Origin of the sequence: Burkholderia sp. Ed8 (genome assembly GCF_040761425.1) — a bacterium.
Taxonomy (GTDB): Bacteria; Pseudomonadota; Gammaproteobacteria; order Burkholderiales; family Burkholderiaceae; genus Burkholderia; species Burkholderia seminalis.
Window position 1 is genome coordinate 3,080,017 of sequence record NZ_CP142886.1, and the last position, 15,522, is coordinate 3,095,538.

14 protein-coding genes, 1 pseudogene and 2 riboswitches are annotated in these 15,522 nt (G+C 70.5%); of the genes and pseudogenes, 9 read left to right on the forward strand and 6 right to left on the reverse strand.

Annotation, left to right across the window (positions count from 1 at the left end):
• The first annotated feature begins 155 nt into the window (after positions 1–155).
• Positions 156–695: an outer membrane protein assembly factor BamE gene (gene bamE, locus VXM69_RS28025; protein WP_034186913.1), complete on the forward strand. Its 540-nt coding sequence runs from the start codon at positions 156–158 to the stop codon at positions 693–695.
• A gap of 28 nt (positions 696–723) precedes the next feature.
• Here the strand turns inward: bamE and VXM69_RS28030 are convergent, their stop codons facing one another.
• From VXM69_RS28030 to cobA, 4 genes are read right to left on the reverse strand one after another with little or no spacing between them, the layout of a single operon-like run.
• The gene (locus tag VXM69_RS28030; protein ID WP_049031069.1) at positions 724–2,028 is read right to left on the reverse strand and encodes a cobyrinate a,c-diamide synthase; all 1,305 of its coding nucleotides are present in this window, start codon (positions 2,026–2,028) and stop codon (positions 724–726) included.
• A 2-nt stretch (positions 2,029–2,030) separates the two neighbouring features.
• The gene (cobO, locus tag VXM69_RS28035) at positions 2,031–2,633 is read right to left on the reverse strand and encodes a cob(I)yrinic acid a,c-diamide adenosyltransferase (RefSeq protein WP_034186911.1); all 603 of its coding nucleotides are present in this window, start codon (positions 2,631–2,633) and stop codon (positions 2,031–2,033) included.
• Between the two features lie 34 nt (positions 2,634–2,667).
• Positions 2,668–3,045, reverse strand: a complete 378-nt coding sequence (locus VXM69_RS28040) for a cobalamin biosynthesis protein (RefSeq protein ID WP_034186910.1) — start codon at positions 3,043–3,045, stop codon at positions 2,668–2,670.
• The gene (cobA, locus tag VXM69_RS28045; protein ID WP_367189575.1) at positions 3,042–3,791 is read right to left on the reverse strand and encodes a uroporphyrinogen-III C-methyltransferase; all 750 of its coding nucleotides are present in this window, start codon (positions 3,789–3,791) and stop codon (positions 3,042–3,044) included. Before cobA ends, VXM69_RS28040 begins: the two co-directional genes overlap by 4 nt.
• Before the next feature lie 169 nt (positions 3,792–3,960).
• Positions 3,961–4,196: riboswitch (cobalamin riboswitch) on the reverse strand.
• Positions 4,197–4,311: 115 nt separating this feature from the next.
• A riboswitch (cobalamin riboswitch) is annotated at positions 4,312–4,578 on the forward strand.
• A gap of 328 nt (positions 4,579–4,906) precedes the next feature.
• Between cobA and cobW the strand changes: the two genes are divergently transcribed.
• From cobW to VXM69_RS28080, 7 genes and pseudogenes are all read left to right on the forward strand, one after another.
• Positions 4,907–5,995 (forward strand): cobalamin biosynthesis protein CobW, encoded by a 1,089-nt coding sequence (gene cobW / locus VXM69_RS28050; protein WP_367189576.1) that lies wholly within the window; start codon positions 4,907–4,909, stop codon positions 5,993–5,995.
• A gap of 6 nt (positions 5,996–6,001) precedes the next feature.
• The gene (cobN, locus tag VXM69_RS28055; protein WP_367189577.1) at positions 6,002–9,811 is read left to right on the forward strand and encodes a cobaltochelatase subunit CobN; all 3,810 of its coding nucleotides are present in this window, start codon (positions 6,002–6,004) and stop codon (positions 9,809–9,811) included.
• A pseudogene (locus VXM69_RS28060) lies at positions 9,808–10,875 on the forward strand (ATP-binding protein); the annotation flags it as partial. The gene cobN and the pseudogene VXM69_RS28060, both read left to right, overlap by 4 nt.
• Positions 10,876–11,023: 148 nt before the next feature.
• Positions 11,024–11,584 carry a VWA domain-containing protein gene (locus tag VXM69_RS28065; protein ID WP_200087617.1) on the forward strand — a complete coding sequence of 187 codons (561 nt, stop codon included), beginning with the start codon at positions 11,024–11,026 and terminating at the stop codon, positions 11,582–11,584.
• A gap of 37 nt (positions 11,585–11,621) precedes the next feature.
• On the forward strand, positions 11,622–12,074 hold the full coding sequence (locus VXM69_RS28070; RefSeq protein ID WP_049028295.1) for a YaiI/YqxD family protein: 453 nt from the start codon (positions 11,622–11,624) through the stop codon (positions 12,072–12,074).
• 177 nt (positions 12,075–12,251) lie between these two features.
• Positions 12,252–12,824: a DUF1993 family protein gene (locus tag VXM69_RS28075; RefSeq protein WP_034186904.1), complete on the forward strand. Its 573-nt coding sequence runs from the start codon at positions 12,252–12,254 to the stop codon at positions 12,822–12,824.
• 31 nt (positions 12,825–12,855) lie between these two features.
• A complete protein-coding gene (locus VXM69_RS28080; protein ID WP_049028296.1) occupies positions 12,856–13,182 on the forward strand; it encodes a low molecular weight protein tyrosine phosphatase family protein in 327 nt (108 codons plus the stop codon).
• Between the two features lie 21 nt (positions 13,183–13,203).
• Here the strand turns inward: VXM69_RS28080 and VXM69_RS28085 are convergent, their stop codons facing one another.
• Both VXM69_RS28085 and VXM69_RS28090 read right to left on the reverse strand, forming a co-directional pair.
• Positions 13,204–13,626, reverse strand: a complete 423-nt coding sequence (locus VXM69_RS28085) for an NUDIX hydrolase (protein ID WP_367189578.1) — start codon at positions 13,624–13,626, stop codon at positions 13,204–13,206.
• Positions 13,627–13,768: 142 nt separating this feature from the next.
• Entirely contained in the window at positions 13,769–14,005 is a 237-nt protein-coding gene (locus tag VXM69_RS28090) for a hypothetical protein (protein WP_367189579.1), read from the reverse strand.
• Between the two features lie 276 nt (positions 14,006–14,281).
• Here VXM69_RS28090 and VXM69_RS28095 point away from each other — a divergent pair, with 276 nt between their 5' ends.
• Positions 14,282–15,445 carry a CaiB/BaiF CoA-transferase family protein gene (locus VXM69_RS28095; RefSeq protein WP_124607944.1) on the forward strand — a complete coding sequence of 388 codons (1,164 nt, stop codon included), beginning with the start codon at positions 14,282–14,284 and terminating at the stop codon, positions 15,443–15,445.
• The last annotated feature ends 77 nt before the right edge of the window (positions 15,446–15,522 follow it).

Here is a 15,522-nt window from a genome sequence, read left to right on the forward strand (position 1 = left end):
CGGTTTCGCGAACGTCGTCGTTGCCGGGCTCGCATGAGCTTTTCCGGCCGCGACGGATGTGCTCGGATTTGACGCTCCTTGACATCGGCGGGACAGGTCGCGTGCTACGCTGCGCGCGACGCCGGATCGGCTCGATGAATACAGGTGTGAATGACATGCGAAAACAGCTTCTGACCGTGCTGACGGCCTGTGCGGTGGGCGTTCTGGCGGCCGGGTGTGACGACCAGAAGGTGGCGGACGCGGTGAATTCGATCAAGCCCGACCCGCTCGCGTTCGGCAAACTGCAGCCGGGTGTCTCGACGACCGAGGACGTGCTCCGCCAGGCGGGCAAGCCCGAGATGGTCAGGCAGGGCGACGATGGCTCGCAGCGCTTCGAGTATCCGCGCGGCCCGTACGGCACGCGTACCTACATGCTCGATTTCGGGCCGGACGGCCGGCTCGTGTCGATCACGCAGGCGCTGACCGCGGCCAACATCGCGAAGGTCGTGCCCGGCATGTCGAAGGACGACGTGCGGCAACTGCTCGGCAAACCGACCGAAGTCGCGCAATACGCGTTGAGCCATGAAGAGGTGTGGAGCTGGCACTGGGCCGAGGGCGGCGTATCGGGCGATGCGATGTTCAACGCGCATTTCTCGCCCGACGGCACCGTGATCCGGACGTCGCGCTCGGAGGCGCCGGGGCGCGAAAAGCCCTGACGTCGCGGCACGCACGCAGGCTGTTCCGTCAGAATGCCGTGCCGCCGAACAGGGCCGCCGCCATCTCCGGATTCGACGGCCAATACATGTGCATGTACGTCGCGACGATCGCGCCGCTGCGGTAGACGGCTTCGCCGCTGCCCGGCGCGCCGTCGGGGCGCGCGGCGCTCGCGACCGGCACCAGCGGCGTCGCGAACCGCGAATAGTGGAACGTATGGCCGCGCATCGGCCCGTTGCGCGTCTCGAGTTGCTGCATGCCGAGCGCCGCGAACCGGCGCTGCATCGTCGCATGACCCGGCAACACGCCCAGCATCGGCGTCGTCACGCCGTCCACGTCGGTCAGCGATTCGCACAGGTACACCATCCCTCCGCATTCCGCGACGATCGGCCGGCCGGCCGCCGCGTGCGTGCGAATCGTCCGCGCGGTCCCGGCATTCGCCGCGAGCGTCGCCGCATGCAGTTCCGGATAACCGCCCGGCAGGAACAGCGCGTCGCAATCGTCGGGCACCGGTTCGTCGGCGAGTGGCGAGAAGAACCGCACCGCCGCACCGAGCGCATCCAGCAGCGCGAGGTTCGCCGGATAGATGAACGAGAACGCCGCATCGCGTGCGACGGCGATCCGCTTGCCCGCAAGCACGCGCGGCAGCGGCGCCGCGGCGTCCGGTGCCGCGAACGCGACGGCCGGCGGCAATTCGGCGAGCGCCGTCCGCGCGAGCACGTCGGCCGCGCGCTCGAGCCGCGCATCGAGATCGTCGATGTCGGCCGGTTGATGCAGGCCGAGATGCCGCTCCGGCAGCGTGATGCCCGCATCGGCCGGCACGTGTCCGAGCCAGCGGAGGTCGCCGGGCAGCGCCTGTTGCAGCAGTTCCGCATGCCGCGCGGAGCCGACGCGGTTTGCCAGCACGCCGTGAAACGGCAGTGTCGGCCTGAACCGGGCGAGCCCGAACGCGATCGCCGCGAATGTCTGCGCCATCGCCTTCGCCGAAATCACCGCGACGACCGGGACGCCGAACGCGGCCGCGAGATCGGCGCTGCTCGGCGTGCCGTCGAACAGCCCCATCACGCCTTCGATCAGGATCAGATCCGCGTCGCGCGCGGCATCGGCGAGCAGCGCGCGGCAGCCGGTTTCGCCGACCATCCCGAGATCGAGCGCATGCACGGGCGCGCCGCTCGCGCGCTCGAGCAGCATCGGATCGAGAAAGTCGGGCCCGGTCTTGAACACGCGCACGCGGCGGCCCAGCCGGCGGTGCAGCCGTGCAAGACCGGCCGTCACCGACGTCTTGCCCTGGCCCGATGCGGGTGCGCTGACGAACAGCGCGGGGCAGGCCGGCACGCTCAGAACTCCACGCCGCGCTGCGCCTTCACGCCTTGCTCCTTGTACGGGTGCTTGACGAGCCGCATTTCGGTGACGAGATCGGCCGCGTCGATCAGCGCATCGGGCGCGTGCCGCCCCGTCACGACGACGTGCACCGAAGCGGGACGTGCGGCGAGCGTCGCGAGCACTTCGTCGAGCGGCAGGTATTCATACTTCAGCACGGTGTTCAGCTCGTCGAGGATCACCATCCGGTAGTCGCCGCTCTCGATCATCCGGCGCGCCTCGTCCCAGCCCTTGCGCGCGGTCGCGATATCGGCGTCGCGGTTCTGCGTGTTCCACGTATAGCCGTCGCCCATCGTCACGAAATCGCACTCCGCGACCGCGCCGAGAAAGTCGCGCTCGGACGTATGCAGCGCGCCCTTGATGAACTGCACGACACCGAGCCGCATGCCGTGGCCGAGCACGCGCACGGCCATGCCGAACGCGGCCGTGCTCTTGCCCTTGCCGTTGCCGGTATTGACGATCAGCAGGCCCTTTTCCAGGGTGGCGGCGGCCTGCTTCTTCTCGTGGCCGGCGCGGCGGCGTTCGGTCATCCGCTGATGGGATTCGGCATCGGTCTTCATCGGAAATCGTCCTGTCGAAAGCGAAACAAAGGGTTCAGAGCGGGCCGGCGAGGGCAACCGTCACGCCGTCCCGGATGGATTTGGGGCCCAGCAGCCGGCCATGCGGCGCCGCGAGCTGCGCGCAGGGTTCGGCCACGCCCGCCACCCCGAAGCGCGCCAGCGCGGCGTCCGACGGGCCGCTCGCGGCCAGTTCGGGACGGCTCGCCAGCTGCGCCGCGTCGAACGCGACGAGCGGCCAGCCGCGGCGCGCGCACAGCACGCGCAGCGCCCGCGCACACGCCTTGTCGGCGAGCGTCGCGACGAGCGCCGGTTCGGCGGCCGGGTAACGCGCCAGCGCCGCCCGTATCGCGGCATCGAGCTGCGCGGCCGTGACGCCCGCGCGAAAACCGATGCCGAGCGCGACGCGCATCATGCGCGGCCGCCGAGCGCCGCACGCACGGCCGGATCGTCGGCAAGCGCCGCGACGCGGCCGATCACGACGATGGCCGGTGAACCGATGCCGGTTGCGCCGACGCGTTCGACGAGCGTGTCGAGCGTCGCGAGGACCTGCCGCTGCTCGGGGCGGGTCGCATGCTCGATCGCCGCGCACGGCGTATCGCCGGGCAGGCCGCCGCCGTGCAGCGCGGCGGTGATCGCGTCGAGCCGGCGAATGCCCATGTAGATCACGATCGTCATGCGCGTGGCCGCCAGCGCGTGCCAGTCGGGCTCGTCGGCGCCCGCGCCGTGGCCCGTGACGAAGATCACGCCCTGCGCGGCGCCGCGCTGCGTGACCGGGATGCCGAGCGCGGCCGGCGCGGCAATGCCTGCGGTGATGCCGTTCACGATCTCGACCGCAAAACCCGCCGCGCCCAGCGCGGCCAGTTCCTCGCCGCCGCGGCCGAACACGAACGGATCGCCGCCCTTGAGCCGCGCGACGCTGCGGCCCGCCCGCAAGTGCGCGAGCATCGCGGCGACGATCGCTTCCTGCGGCGTCGACGCATGGCCGCCGCGCTTGCCGACGTGCTCGACCTGCGCGTCGGCGCGTGCATGGCGCAGCACGTCGGGATTCACGAGATCGTCGACGAGCAGCACGTCGGCCGCGCCGATCGCACGCACGGCCTTGAGCGTCAGCAGGTCGGCGTCGCCGGGGCCGGCGCCGATGAGCCACGCGCGGCTCATCGCACGCGGCACGGCACGCACCGTGTCGAAACAGTGGAAAGGAACAGGCGGGCGGCACATCGGCGGCCGGCGGGCAGGCAGTGCATGACGGATCGGACGAAGCCCGCGCGGACGCGGGCGGAATGCGCACCCCATCCGTCCCCCGCGGATCGGGCGTTCGGCGAGCATCGGGCTCGCCCCTTGCGTCGGCCGGTATCCGGGCTGGCCGCTTGCCAGGCCGCAGCCTTCCCGCCCGGTGAAGGGCAGTGGCATCGCGGGCGGCCTGGGCGCGTGCGCGGGGAGCGCGGCGCGCGGGCGGCGTACCGTTGCGGGGACAGCACAGGCCGGGCGGTCGTCCGCCTCCTGTTTCCCGTTTAACTGCATGCGCGGAATGCGCATGCGAGCACCGAACGCGGCGCATACGATAGCACAGCGGTTCGCCCGCGCGAACCGGCCACGGCCGGCCTCCGGCACGGTGCGCCGGCGGTGCGCAACGCAGTCCGGCGCCCCGTGCCGCCTTGACGCTCCCGGCCCCGCCGCCTACACTCGCACGCGTTTTGGTGCTCGCGCGTGCCGCTCCGGCGCGCGCAGTTAAACGGGAAACAGGGAGCCTGCCTGCACCGCAGTCGAGCCAACCTGTGCTGCCCCCGCAACGGTAAGCGAACGTGTCGCGCGCGAGCGCGATGCAGCGCCGCTTCGCCGCCTGCCGCGTGCAGGCGGACGACCGCCACTGGATGCCGCGCGCATCCGGGAAGGCGAAGCGGCGTGTTCGCCAGCCCGGATACCGGCCTAAACGTTGGGGTTCAGCGCCGCGGGGAGGCGGCGCATCGTCCACGGCCGCAGCAGGCCCGACGCCCGGGGTGTTCCGCTTCCTCCGCCGATCTGCCCCCCGCGCGAACGCGCCGGGCCGGGACGGCGAACGGCAGGCGGCGCGGGCAGGGCCGGCGGCAGCCGTGTTGGCATTCACGATGTCGACCGTTCGCAAGGAAGCACCATGTCCGATTCGTTGTTCCGCCCGTCGCGCGGTTGTTCGCGCGGATCGCGCGGCGGTCTGCCTGCGCGTCGCCCGATGAATGGCCTCGCCGCCGCCAACGCGACGATCCCGTCCTGATTCCCTCTTCGACACCGGACCTACCATGACCCTACGCAAGCTTCCCGTCACGATCGTCACGGGCTTTCTCGGCAGCGGCAAGACGACGCTGATGCGCCACATCCTGCAGCACGCCGCGGGCCGCCGCATCGCGGTGATCGTCAACGAATTCGGCGAGCTCGGCATCGACGGCGAGATCCTCAAGGGCTGCGGCATCGGCTGCGAGGACGCCGACGGCGCGCAGGGCGAAGCGTCGGGCCAGCTGTACGAACTCGCGAACGGCTGCCTGTGCTGCACCGTGCAGGAAGAGTTCTACCCGGTGATGGAGGCGCTCGTCGAACGGCGCGCGGACATCGACCACGTGCTGATCGAGACATCGGGCCTCGCGCTGCCGAAGCCGCTCGTGCAGGCGTTCAACTGGCCGACGATCCGCAACAGCTTCACGGTCGACGCGGTCGTGACCGTGGTCGACGCGCCGGCGGCCGCGAGCGGCCAGTTCGCGGAAAACCCGCAGGCCGTCGACGCGCAGCGCCGCGCCGATCCGAACCTCGACCACGAATCGCCGCTGCACGAACTGTTCGCCGATCAGCTGTCGTCGGCCGATCTGGTGATCGTGAACAAGGCCGATCTGGTCGGCGACGCGGAATTCGCCCGGATCGAAACCGCGATCCGCGACGAGATCCCGCCGCAGGTGAAGATCGTGCGCGCGACGCGCGGCGAGCTCGATCTCGCGATGCTGCTCGGCCTCGAATCGGCATCGGAAAAAACGATCCACCTGCGTCACGATCATCACGGCTCGGCCGACGACGGCGATCACGATCACCATCACGACGATTTCGACTCGGTGGTCGTGTCCGGCGACGCCGGCACGCGCGAGGCGACGATCGCCGCGCTGCAGCGCGTGGTCGAAGCGCACACGATCTACCGCGCGAAAGGTTTCGCCGCGCTGCCCGGCGCGCCGATGCGGCTCGTGATCCAGGGCGTCGGCCGCCGCTTCGACAGCTATTTCGACCGACGCTGGCGGGACGGCGAAACGCGCGCGAGCCGCTTCGTGCTGATCGGCGAGGATCTCGACGCGGCCGCGCTGCAACGCGCGTTCGACGCCGCGTGCGCGGCCGAGCCGCAACAGGCGTAACGCACGATGCATCTGCTGCGCACCACGCCGGGCGGCTTCGTCGACGATACGCAGGGCGTCGTCCGGATCGACCAGCAGCCGGCCGACATCGTGATCCTGAGTTCGGCCGACACGACGCTGTCGCTGCTCGCGAGCGTCGTGCCGCGGTTGCCGGCCGGGTTCCCGAGCGTGCGGCTCGCGAACGTCACGTTCCTGCGGCAGCCGGCGTCCGTCGATTTCTACGTCGACGACGTGCTGCGTCATGCGAAGACGGTCGTGATCGATCATCTCGGCGGCGAAGCGTACTGGCCGTACGGGATCGAGCAGGCCGTGTCGCTCGCGTCGAAGCGCGGGCAGCAGCTCGCGATGTTCTCGGGCGACCTGCAGGAAGATCCGAACCTCGTCGCGAAGAGCACCGTCACGCCGGCGCTGTGCCGGCTGTGGTGGCGCTATCTGCGCGAGGGCGGCGTGCACAATGCCGACGCGCTGCTGCGCAGCATCGCGTTCCATACGCTCGGTTTCGGCGCCGAACCCGAGCCGCCGCGCCCGCTGCCGGCCGCCGCGCTGTATCACCCGGCGCGCGACCGCGCGAGCGTCGACGACTGGCGGCCGCGCTGGACGCCCGGCGCGCCCGTCGTCGCGATCCTGTTCTATCGCGCGCACTGGCAGGCCGCGAACACGGCCGTGTTCGACGCGCTGGCCGACGCACTGATCGCCGAGGGGCTGAATCCGTTGCCGATCGCGGTGACGTCGCTGAAGGATGCAGTGAGCCGCGAAGTCATCACGCAACTTTGCGACACGCACGGCGTCGCGCTCGTATTGAACACGACCGCGTTCGCGGCCGGCGCGATCGACAGCCCCGAACACGACGTGCTCGCCGGCGACGCACCGGTGCTGCAGGTGATCCTGTCCGGCGGCAACCGCGACGCATGGGTGGCCGACAACCAGGGCCTGCATGCGCGCGACATCGCGATGCATATCGCGCTGCCCGAAGTCGACGGGCGCATCGTCACGCGTGCGGTGAGCTTCAAGGGGCTCGCGTATCGCTGCCCGCATACCGAGGTCGACGTCGTGCGCTATCAGCCGGACGCCGAGCGGATCGCGTTCGTCGCGGCGCTCGCGCGCGGCTGGTGCCGGCTGCGCACGCTCGACAACGCCGACAAGCGCATTGCGCTGATTCTCGCGAACTATCCGCAAAGCGAAGGGCGGATCGGCAACGGCGTGGGGCTCGACACGCCGGCATCCGCGCTGCGCGTGCTCGCGGCGCTGCGCGACGCGGGCTACACGCTGGCCGACCTGCCGCCCGATGGAGACGCGCTGATCGCGCGCCTCACCGAAGGCGTGACCAACGACGCGGCCGTGCATGCATTGCGACCCGCGTTCCAGAGCTTCCCGCTGGCCGACTACATCGCGCGCTTCGCGCGGCTGCCGGCCGCCGTGCGCGACGCGCTGAACCAGCGCTGGGGGCCGCCCGAAGCCGACCCGACGCTGCGCCATGGACGTTTCACGATCGCCGGCTGGCGCGCCGGCAACGTGTTCGTCGGCATCCAGCCGTCGCGTTCGCGCGGCGAGAACGACTACGCGAGCTATCACGATGCGGATCTCGTGCCGCCGCACGCGTATCTCGCGTTCTATTTCTGGCTGCGCGATGCGTATCGCATCGACGCGGTCATCCACCTCGGCAAGCACGGCAACCTCGAATGGCTGCCGGGCAAGAGCGTCGCGCTGTCCGACGCGTGCTGGCCCGACCTGACGCTCGGGCCGTTGCCGCATCTCTATCCGTTCATCGTCAACGATCCGGGCGAGGGCAGCCAGGCGAAGCGCCGCGCGCAGGCCGTGATTATCGATCACTTGATGCCGCCGCTCACGCGCGCGGAAAACTACGGGCCGCTGCAGGATCTCGAGCGGCAGGTCGACGAATACTACGAAGCGCTGATGGTCGACGCGCGGCGCGCGAAGCTGCTGCGCAAGACGATCCTCGCGACGATCGCCGAGCATCGCCTGCACGACGAGCTGAGCGTGTCGCCGCCGCGCGATGCGGGCGACGAGGATGCGCTGCTCACGCGCGTCGACGCGTGGCTGTGCGAACTGAAGGAAGCGCAGATTCGCGACGGGCTGCACGTGTTCGGCGCATCGCCGGCCGCTCGCCAGCGCCGCGACACGCTGCTCGCGCTCGCGCGTTTTCCGGTCGGCGATGGCAAGGGCGCGCGGGCGGGGCTGATCGGCGCGCTGGCGCGCGATCTCGCGCTCGGCGACGACTTCGATCCGCTGTCGGCGGACTGGGCCGCGCCGTGGGTCGGCCCGCGCCCGGCGATCCTGCAGGCGCTCGACGCATCGCCGTGGCGCCACGCGGGCGATACGCGCGAGCGCCTCGAATGGCTCGCGCAACAATGGCTGGACGAGCTGTGCGCGGCCGACGGCGGAAACACGGGTGCCGACGCGACGCCGCCCGGCGAATGGCCCCACACGCTCGCGGTGCTCGGGCGCGTTCGCGCGACGCTGCTGCCCGCGCTCGACGCGTGCGGCGGCGAGGAAATGCGCCAGCTGCTGCGCGGGCTCGACGGCCGTTTCGTGCCGCCGGGGCCGAGCGGTTCGCCGTCGCGCGGCCGCCCCGACGTGCTGCCCACCGGCCGCAACTTCTACTCGGTCGACACGCGCGCGGTGCCGACGCAGGCCGCGTGGTCGCTCGGCCTGAAATCCGCGCAGCAACTGATCGAGCGCCATCTGCAGGATCACGGCGACTATCCGCGCGCGATCGGCCTGTCGGTATGGGGCACGGCGACGATGCGCACGGGCGGCGACGACATCGCGCAGGCATTCGCGCTGCTCGGCGTCCGGCCGAAATGGGCGCACGGCAGCCATCGCGTGACCGACTTCGAGATCCTGCCGATCGAGATCTTCGACCGGCCGCGCATCGACGTGACGCTGCGCGTGTCCGGCTTCTTCCGCGACGCGTTCCCGAACCTGATGCACCTGTTCGACGCGGCCGTGCAGGCCGTCGCCGCGCTCGACGAGCCCGAGGAACTGAACCCGATCCGCGCGCGCGTCGAGCGCGAGCGCGCGAAATGGATCGCGCAAGGGGTGACGCCCGACGAAGCGCGGCGCCGCGCCGGCTGGCGCGTGTTCGGCGCACGGCCGGGCAGCTACGGCGCGGGCCTGCAGGACCTGATCGACCAGCGCCGCTGGCAGACCGACGCCGATCTCGCCGATGCGTATCGCCAGTGGGGCGGCCACGCGTATGCGCAGAACAGTGCCGGCGACGCGGCGGCCGACGTCTTCGGCGAGCGGCTCGCGACGATCGACGTCGTCGTGCAGAACCAGGACAGCCGCGAGCACGACATCCTCGATTCGAACGACTACTACCAGTTCCAGGGCGGGATGACGGCGGCCGTGCGGCACTTGTCCGGGCAGCAGCCGAGCATCTACCACGGCGACCATGCGAACCCGGTCGCGCCGACGATGCGCACGCTGCGCGAGGAAATCGCGCGCGTGATCCGCTCGCGCGTCGTCAACCCAAAATGGCTCGACGGCGTGAAGCGTCACGGCTACAAGGGCGCGGCCGAGATGGCCGCGACCGTCGACTACCTGTACGGTTATGACGCGACCGCGCGCGTGCTGTCCGACCACCAGTACGCGCTCGTCGCCGACGCGTACCTGTTCGACGACGCCACCCGTGCATTTCTCGAACGGCACAACCCGAAGGCGCTGCACGGCATCTGCGAACGCTTCGTCGAGGCGATGCAGCGCGGCCTGTGGCAGCAGCCGGGCGACTATCGCGAGCGGATCGAAGCGGTCTGGCTCGCGAGCGAACAACTTCAGGAAGGGGGGCGGCGATGACCGATCCGACGACGCACCGCGCCCGCGCGGTCTTTCCGTTTGCGGCGCTCGTCGCGCAGGACGCGCTGCAGCAGGCGCTGCTGCTCGCCGCGATCGACCCGTCGCTCGGCGGCGTGCTCGTGAGCGGCCCGCGCGGCACCGCGAAATCGACCGCCGCACGCGGCCTCGCGGAACTGCTGCCGGAAGGGCAGTTCGTCACGCTGCCGCTGTCGGCGAGCGACGAGCAGGTGACGGGCACGCTCGATCTCGCGCATGCGCTGGCCGGAAACGGCGTGCGCTTCCGGCCGGGCCTGCTCGCACGCGCGCACCTCGGCGTGCTGTATGTCGACGAAGTGAACCTGCTCGCCGACGGGCTCGTCGATACGTTGCTGGACGTCGCCGCGAGCGGCGTGAACATCGTGGAGCGCGACGGCGTGTCGCACGCGCACGACGCGCGCTTCGTGCTGGTCGGCACGATGAATCCGGAGGAGGGGGAACTGCGCCCGCAACTGCTCGACCGCTTCGGGTTGATGGTCGAACTGGAGAACTGTTTCGACGCCGCGCAGCGCGAACGGATCGTGAAGGCGCGACTCGCGTTCGATCTCGACCCGGACGCATTTCGTGCACGTCATGCGCCCGTCCAGCGTGAACTCGGCGACCGAATCCATGCGGCGCGCGCGCGGCTGGCGACGCTCGATTTCGACGATGCAGTCCATGCGCGCGTCAGCGCGCTGTGCATCGACGCGGCCGTCGACGGGTTGCGCGCCGACCTCGTGATGCTGCGCGCCGCGCGCGCGCTGGCTGCGCTGGAGCAGGCCGACGCGGTGACGGTGTCGCATGTCGAGCGTGTGGCGCAAGCGGTGCTGCGGCACCGGCGCCATGCGGATACGCCGCCGTCGCACGGGTCGTCGCAACACGGCGGCGAACACGACGAACGTTCCCCGCCGGATGCGCGCCAGCGGGACGACAACCGGCAGGACGAGACGCGAGGCGAGGCATCCGCCGCGCAGAGCGACTGGGGTTATCTGCCGCCCGAGCCGGCCGGCCTGCGCGAAGTGAAAGGCGTGGTGCCGCTGCCGCTAAAAAACGCTGAGCCATCGAGCCCGCGCCGCCGCGAACGCCGTTCGCGGTCCTCGATGGCAGTCAGGCGCAGCCGCGCACGTACCGGGCACGGCCCGCGCGGGCACGACCGTTGCGTGGCCGGCGACGCTCGCCGCGAAACGCGGCGGCCCGCTGCTTCACGAACATGTGCGGTTCCGGAAACGCGCAGGGACGCCGCATGCACTGCATTGCTTCGTGCTCGACTGTTCGGCGTCGATGCTGTCGAACGACCGGCTCGCGCTCGCGAAGGGCCTGATCGTCGCGTATTTCGATCGGGCCGCGCGCGATCGGGTCGAAACCGCGCTGATCTGCTTCGGCGGTCAAGGCGCCGCCCGGCGTTTCGGCCCGGCCGTCCCGCGCTGGTGGAACGCACGCTGGCTCGAACCGGTCGACGGCGGCGGCGGCACGCCGCTCGCGGACGGCATCGCCGCGGCCGCGCAGTTGCTCGCGCGAGACGCACGGCGCGAGCCCGGCAAGCAGCGCTGGCTGTGGGTGCTGTCCGACGGACGCACGCGCGAAACGCCGCCGAAACCCGCGTCGGCCGACCACGTCGTGTTCGTCGACTTCGACGATGCGGCCGTGCGGATCGGGCAGGGCGCGCGGCTCGCCGCCGCCTGGGGCGCGCAGTGGCTGACGGCCGACGCGCTTCGCACGGATCTCGCGCGCCGAGGGCCGGCCGGCGGTGCGCTATGATCGCCGCTTCTGCTCATGCTTACCGGAAAACCCCGCCATGCAAGTACTGGTCGATGCCGACGCGTGTCCCGCCGTCATCAAGGACATGCTGTTTCGCGCCGCGCGTCGTGCCGAAATCAGCGTGACGCTGGTCGCGAACCAGTTCCTGCGCACACCGCCGTCGCCGTTCATCAAGGCCGTCCAGGTGCCGGCCGGCTTCGACGTGGCCGATGCGCGCATCGTCGAGCTGGCGGAAGCCGGCGACCTCGTGATCACGGCCGACATCCCGCTGGCCGCGGCCGTCCTCGACAAGGGCGCGCATGCGCTCGACCCGCGCGGCAACTGGTTCAGCCGCGAGAACATCGAGGAGCGCCTGTCGACGCGCGCGATGATGGACCAGTTGCGCAGCGCGGGCATCGACACGGGCGGGCCGGCGCCGTTCAGCGCGCGCGACGGCAAGGCGTTTGCGTCGCAGCTCGACCGGTTCCTGGCGCGGCAGGGCAAGCCGTAAGGCTGCATGTCGACAGGCACGCGTTGCCGCGTATGCGCAGATGGAACCGAAGCGCGCACACGTGGTGTATGAATCGTCCGCCGATGCGCAGCGGTGCGCGCGCATCGCGCCTGTCCAGGATGCAGGGTTGCGCCGACGCTGCTATCGTGACGCAAACCACAATACAGGAGCGCACGCGTGTCACCGACCCAACTTCTCGTTCCGACCTTCACCCAGATGCTGCGCGCGCAGTCCGCATGGCTCGACAAGGCCGTCGCGCACCGGCAGGCCGCGGGGATCGAACCCGACGCGGTGACGACGTTGAAGCTCGCGCCCGACATGTACCCGCTCGCCGCCCAGGTGCGCTTCTCGTGTTTCCAGGCGATGGAACCCGTCTACCGGCTGCGCGGCGAAGCGTTGCCGGCTGCGTTGCTGTCGTTGCGTGAAGCGGGATGGAACGCGGATGCGCAGCCGGGTTCGCCGGGCGACGCGCAGTCGATCATCGCCGGCACGCTCGCATTTCTCGGCGAACTCGCGCCAGATGCGCTCGATGGGGGCGCCGCGCGGCCGATCGCGCTCGAACTGCCGAACGGGATCGCGTTCGACATGACGGGCGAACAATACGCGCGCGACTGGGCGCTGCCGCAGTTCTACTTCCACGCGATCGCCGCGTACGCGATCCTGCGTCATCACGGTGTCGATCTCGGCAAGGCCGACTACGTGCCGCACATGCTCGCATACGTGCGGCCGGACACCATTCCGCAAGGGTAAGCGGGCCGCCCGCGGCGAAGCGCGAAGCGACATGACACGGGCACTGTTCATCTGCAGCCGCAACCGGCTGCGCAGCCCGACGGCCGAAACGATGTTCGCCGCATGGCCGGGCATCGAAACCGACTCCGCGGGCCTCGCGCCCGATGCCGACACCCGCCTGTCCGCCGAGCAGCTCGACTGGGCCGACATCGTGTTCGTGATGGAGCGCGCGCACAAGGCAAGGCTGTCCACGCTGTTCGGTGCGCATCTGAAGGGCAAGCAGATCGTCTGCCTCGAGATTCCCGACCGCTACGCTTTCATGCAGCCCGAACTCGTCGCGCTGCTCGAGCGCAAGGCCGGGCCGTTCCTGCGCGCGTGACCGGCGTGCGCAGCACGGCCCTCAACGAAGCGGGCCGTTGACGATCGCCGAAAAACAGTCGAGACGCAGCAGCTCGATGATCTTGCGCGTCGGCACGCTTGCATGGAGCGTGTCGAGCCGGTCGGCGGCGAACCACTTGCAGCGGGCGATCTCGTTGCTCGCGCGCGGCGTCAGGTGCGCCGGCACCTCGGCCACGAACACGTGATGGAGCTTCGTCAGCCCGCCGAACTGCACCGCGTAGTCGAGCGCGAGCCCTTCCAGCCGCGTTTCCTCGGCAAGCTCCCGCCGCGCGGCTTCGAGCGGCGTCTCGCCGCGCCGGATCGTGCCGCCCGGCAGCGACCAGCGCGATGCCGTGCGGGCGACCAGCAGCACGCTGCCGCGCTGACGGCACACGATGGTGGCGCGTTCCTTGGTGACGGCGAGGGTATCCGGCCGGGTGCTCATGTTCGGCAAAGCAGGTACTGAATCGTGGGGAAGTGCGCGGCGGCGGCGGGTTGTCCGGCAACGGGGCGCGACGGCGTACAAGCTGCCGCGTGGACGTTACCCCCCGTTCGTGACAGTTCCGTGCATGGCGCCGGGCGCCGCGTTACGCGTGCGTATAGATGCCGTTGCGCGTCGGCTTCGCGTGGCGCGAGTGGCGACGTTTGTGAACGGCGCGCCGGTGATGCGGCGACGGCGCGTGCCGGGCCGTGGGCGCGGCGGCCTGCGGTGCCGCGGCGGGCATGCGCGTCTGTCCTTCGCCGAAATGGAAAGTTTGGGTTTGCGCGCGCGCGGCGCCGAGCGTCGACGCCAGCATGAAGGCCGCCAGCCATATCCGTTTCATGAATGCTTCGCCTGACTATTTTCGGGATGAACGTTTCCGCCAGCTTAACGAAGGGCGGGCCGGCCTCGCAACCGGCCCGCATTCGGTGTCGTCCCCACTTGCGCTCGACCACGTTATCCGCGCGGCACGCCGGGTGTATCCGGGCTTGACAATGAAATTCCTGAGTGTGAATATAAATTCACGCACAAGAATTATTTGTCGAGTCCGACGGGCGCGCCGCAGGCATTGGCCCGCCGGTGCCGACAGTCCGATCAACCGGAACCAGGAGCGGGACGCATGGCGGAACACGAGCAGCAGGGCGCGCTGGCGGGATTGCGCATCATCGACCTGTCGCGGGTGCTGGGCGGCCCGTACGCGACGCAGATCCTCGCCGACCATGGCGCGGAGGTGATCAAGGTCGAGCCGCCGTCTGGCGACGAGACACGTACTTGGGGGCCGCCGTTCGACGGCGACACCGCATCGTATTTCCTCGGCGTGAACCGCAACAAGCTCGGCGTTGCGCTCGACCTGACGCAGCCGGCCGACCGCGAGCGGCTGCTGGGCCTGCTCGAACACGCGGACGCCATCGTCGAGAACTTCAAGATCGGCACGATGGAGCGCTGGGGGCTCGGCTTCGACGCGCTGCATGCGCGGTTTCCGCGCCTCGTCCATTGCCGCGTGTCGGGGTTCGGCGCGGACGGGCCGCTGGGCGGGCTGCCCGGCTACGACGCGGCCGTCCAGGCGCTCGCGGGGCTGATGAGCGTCAATGGCGAGGCGGGCGGCGCACCGCTGCGCGTCGGCGTGCCGATCGTCGATCTCGTCACGGGTCTGAACGCGGCGCTCGGCGTGCTGATGGCGCTGCGCGAGCGCGATGCGAGCGGCCGCGGCCAGTTCGTCGAATCGACGCTGTTCGACTGCGCGCTGTCGATCCTGCATCCGCATACGCCGAACTTCTTTCATTCGGGCAACGCACCCGTACGTACCGGCAACGCGCATCCGAACATCACGCCGTACGACAGCTTTCCGACGGCGAGCGTCGACATTTTCCTGGCGGTCGGCAACAACGGGCAGTTCGCCGCGTTGTGCGACGTGCTCGGCACGCGCGGCTGGCTCGACGATCCGCGTTTCGCGGACAACCGCGCGCGCAGCGCGCACCGCGCCGCACTGCGTGCGCTGCTCGAAACGGCGCTGGCCGGACATGACGGCGCGGCGCTCGCCGAGCAGCTGATGCGCCGCGGCGTGCCGTGCGCGCCGGTGCTCGGACTCGATGCGGCGCTCGATCATCCGCATGTCGCGCATCGGGAGATGAAGGTGACGCTGGGCCGGCATCGCGGCATCGCCTCGCCGATCAAGCTCGGCCGTACGCCGGCGACGTACCGTCGACCGCCGCCCGCGCTGAACGAGCACGCGGCGCAGGTGTTTGCGGACCGCGACGGCCACCACGACGACCGCAGGGACTGACCGGCATCGCGGCCGCCGGCCGCGCGGGCCGGCACACCCTCATTCGGACATCACGCCGGCTTGCGCACGGAAGACGC

What these genes read in the sequence shown, in the direction of transcription:
- cobW (WP_367189576.1), top strand. Translation starts at nt 4,907, where the DNA reads ATGACCCTACGCAAGCTTCCCGTCACGATCGTCACGGGCTTTCTCGGC.
- cobO (WP_034186911.1), bottom strand. Translation starts at nt 2,633, where the DNA reads ATGAAGACCGATGCCGAATCCCATCAGCGGATGACCGAACGCCGCCGC.
- VXM69_RS28080 (WP_049028296.1), top strand. Translation starts at nt 12,856, where the DNA reads ATGACACGGGCACTGTTCATCTGCAGCCGCAACCGGCTGCGCAGCCCG.
- cobA (WP_367189575.1), bottom strand. Translation starts at nt 3,791, where the DNA reads ATGAGCCGCGCGTGGCTCATCGGCGCCGGCCCCGGCGACGCCGACCTG.
- VXM69_RS28040 (WP_034186910.1), bottom strand. Translation starts at nt 3,045, where the DNA reads ATGATGCGCGTCGCGCTCGGCATCGGTTTTCGCGCGGGCGTCACGGCC.
- bamE (WP_034186913.1), top strand. Translation starts at nt 156, where the DNA reads ATGCGAAAACAGCTTCTGACCGTGCTGACGGCCTGTGCGGTGGGCGTT.
- VXM69_RS28085 (WP_367189578.1), bottom strand. Translation starts at nt 13,626, where the DNA reads ATGAGCACCCGGCCGGATACCCTCGCCGTCACCAAGGAACGCGCCACC.
- VXM69_RS28090 (WP_367189579.1), bottom strand. Translation starts at nt 14,005, where the DNA reads ATGAAACGGATATGGCTGGCGGCCTTCATGCTGGCGTCGACGCTCGGC.
- VXM69_RS28070 (WP_049028295.1), top strand. Translation starts at nt 11,622, where the DNA reads ATGCAAGTACTGGTCGATGCCGACGCGTGTCCCGCCGTCATCAAGGAC.
- VXM69_RS28095 (WP_124607944.1), top strand. Translation starts at nt 14,282, where the DNA reads ATGGCGGAACACGAGCAGCAGGGCGCGCTGGCGGGATTGCGCATCATC.
- cobN (WP_367189577.1), top strand. Translation starts at nt 6,002, where the DNA reads ATGCATCTGCTGCGCACCACGCCGGGCGGCTTCGTCGACGATACGCAG.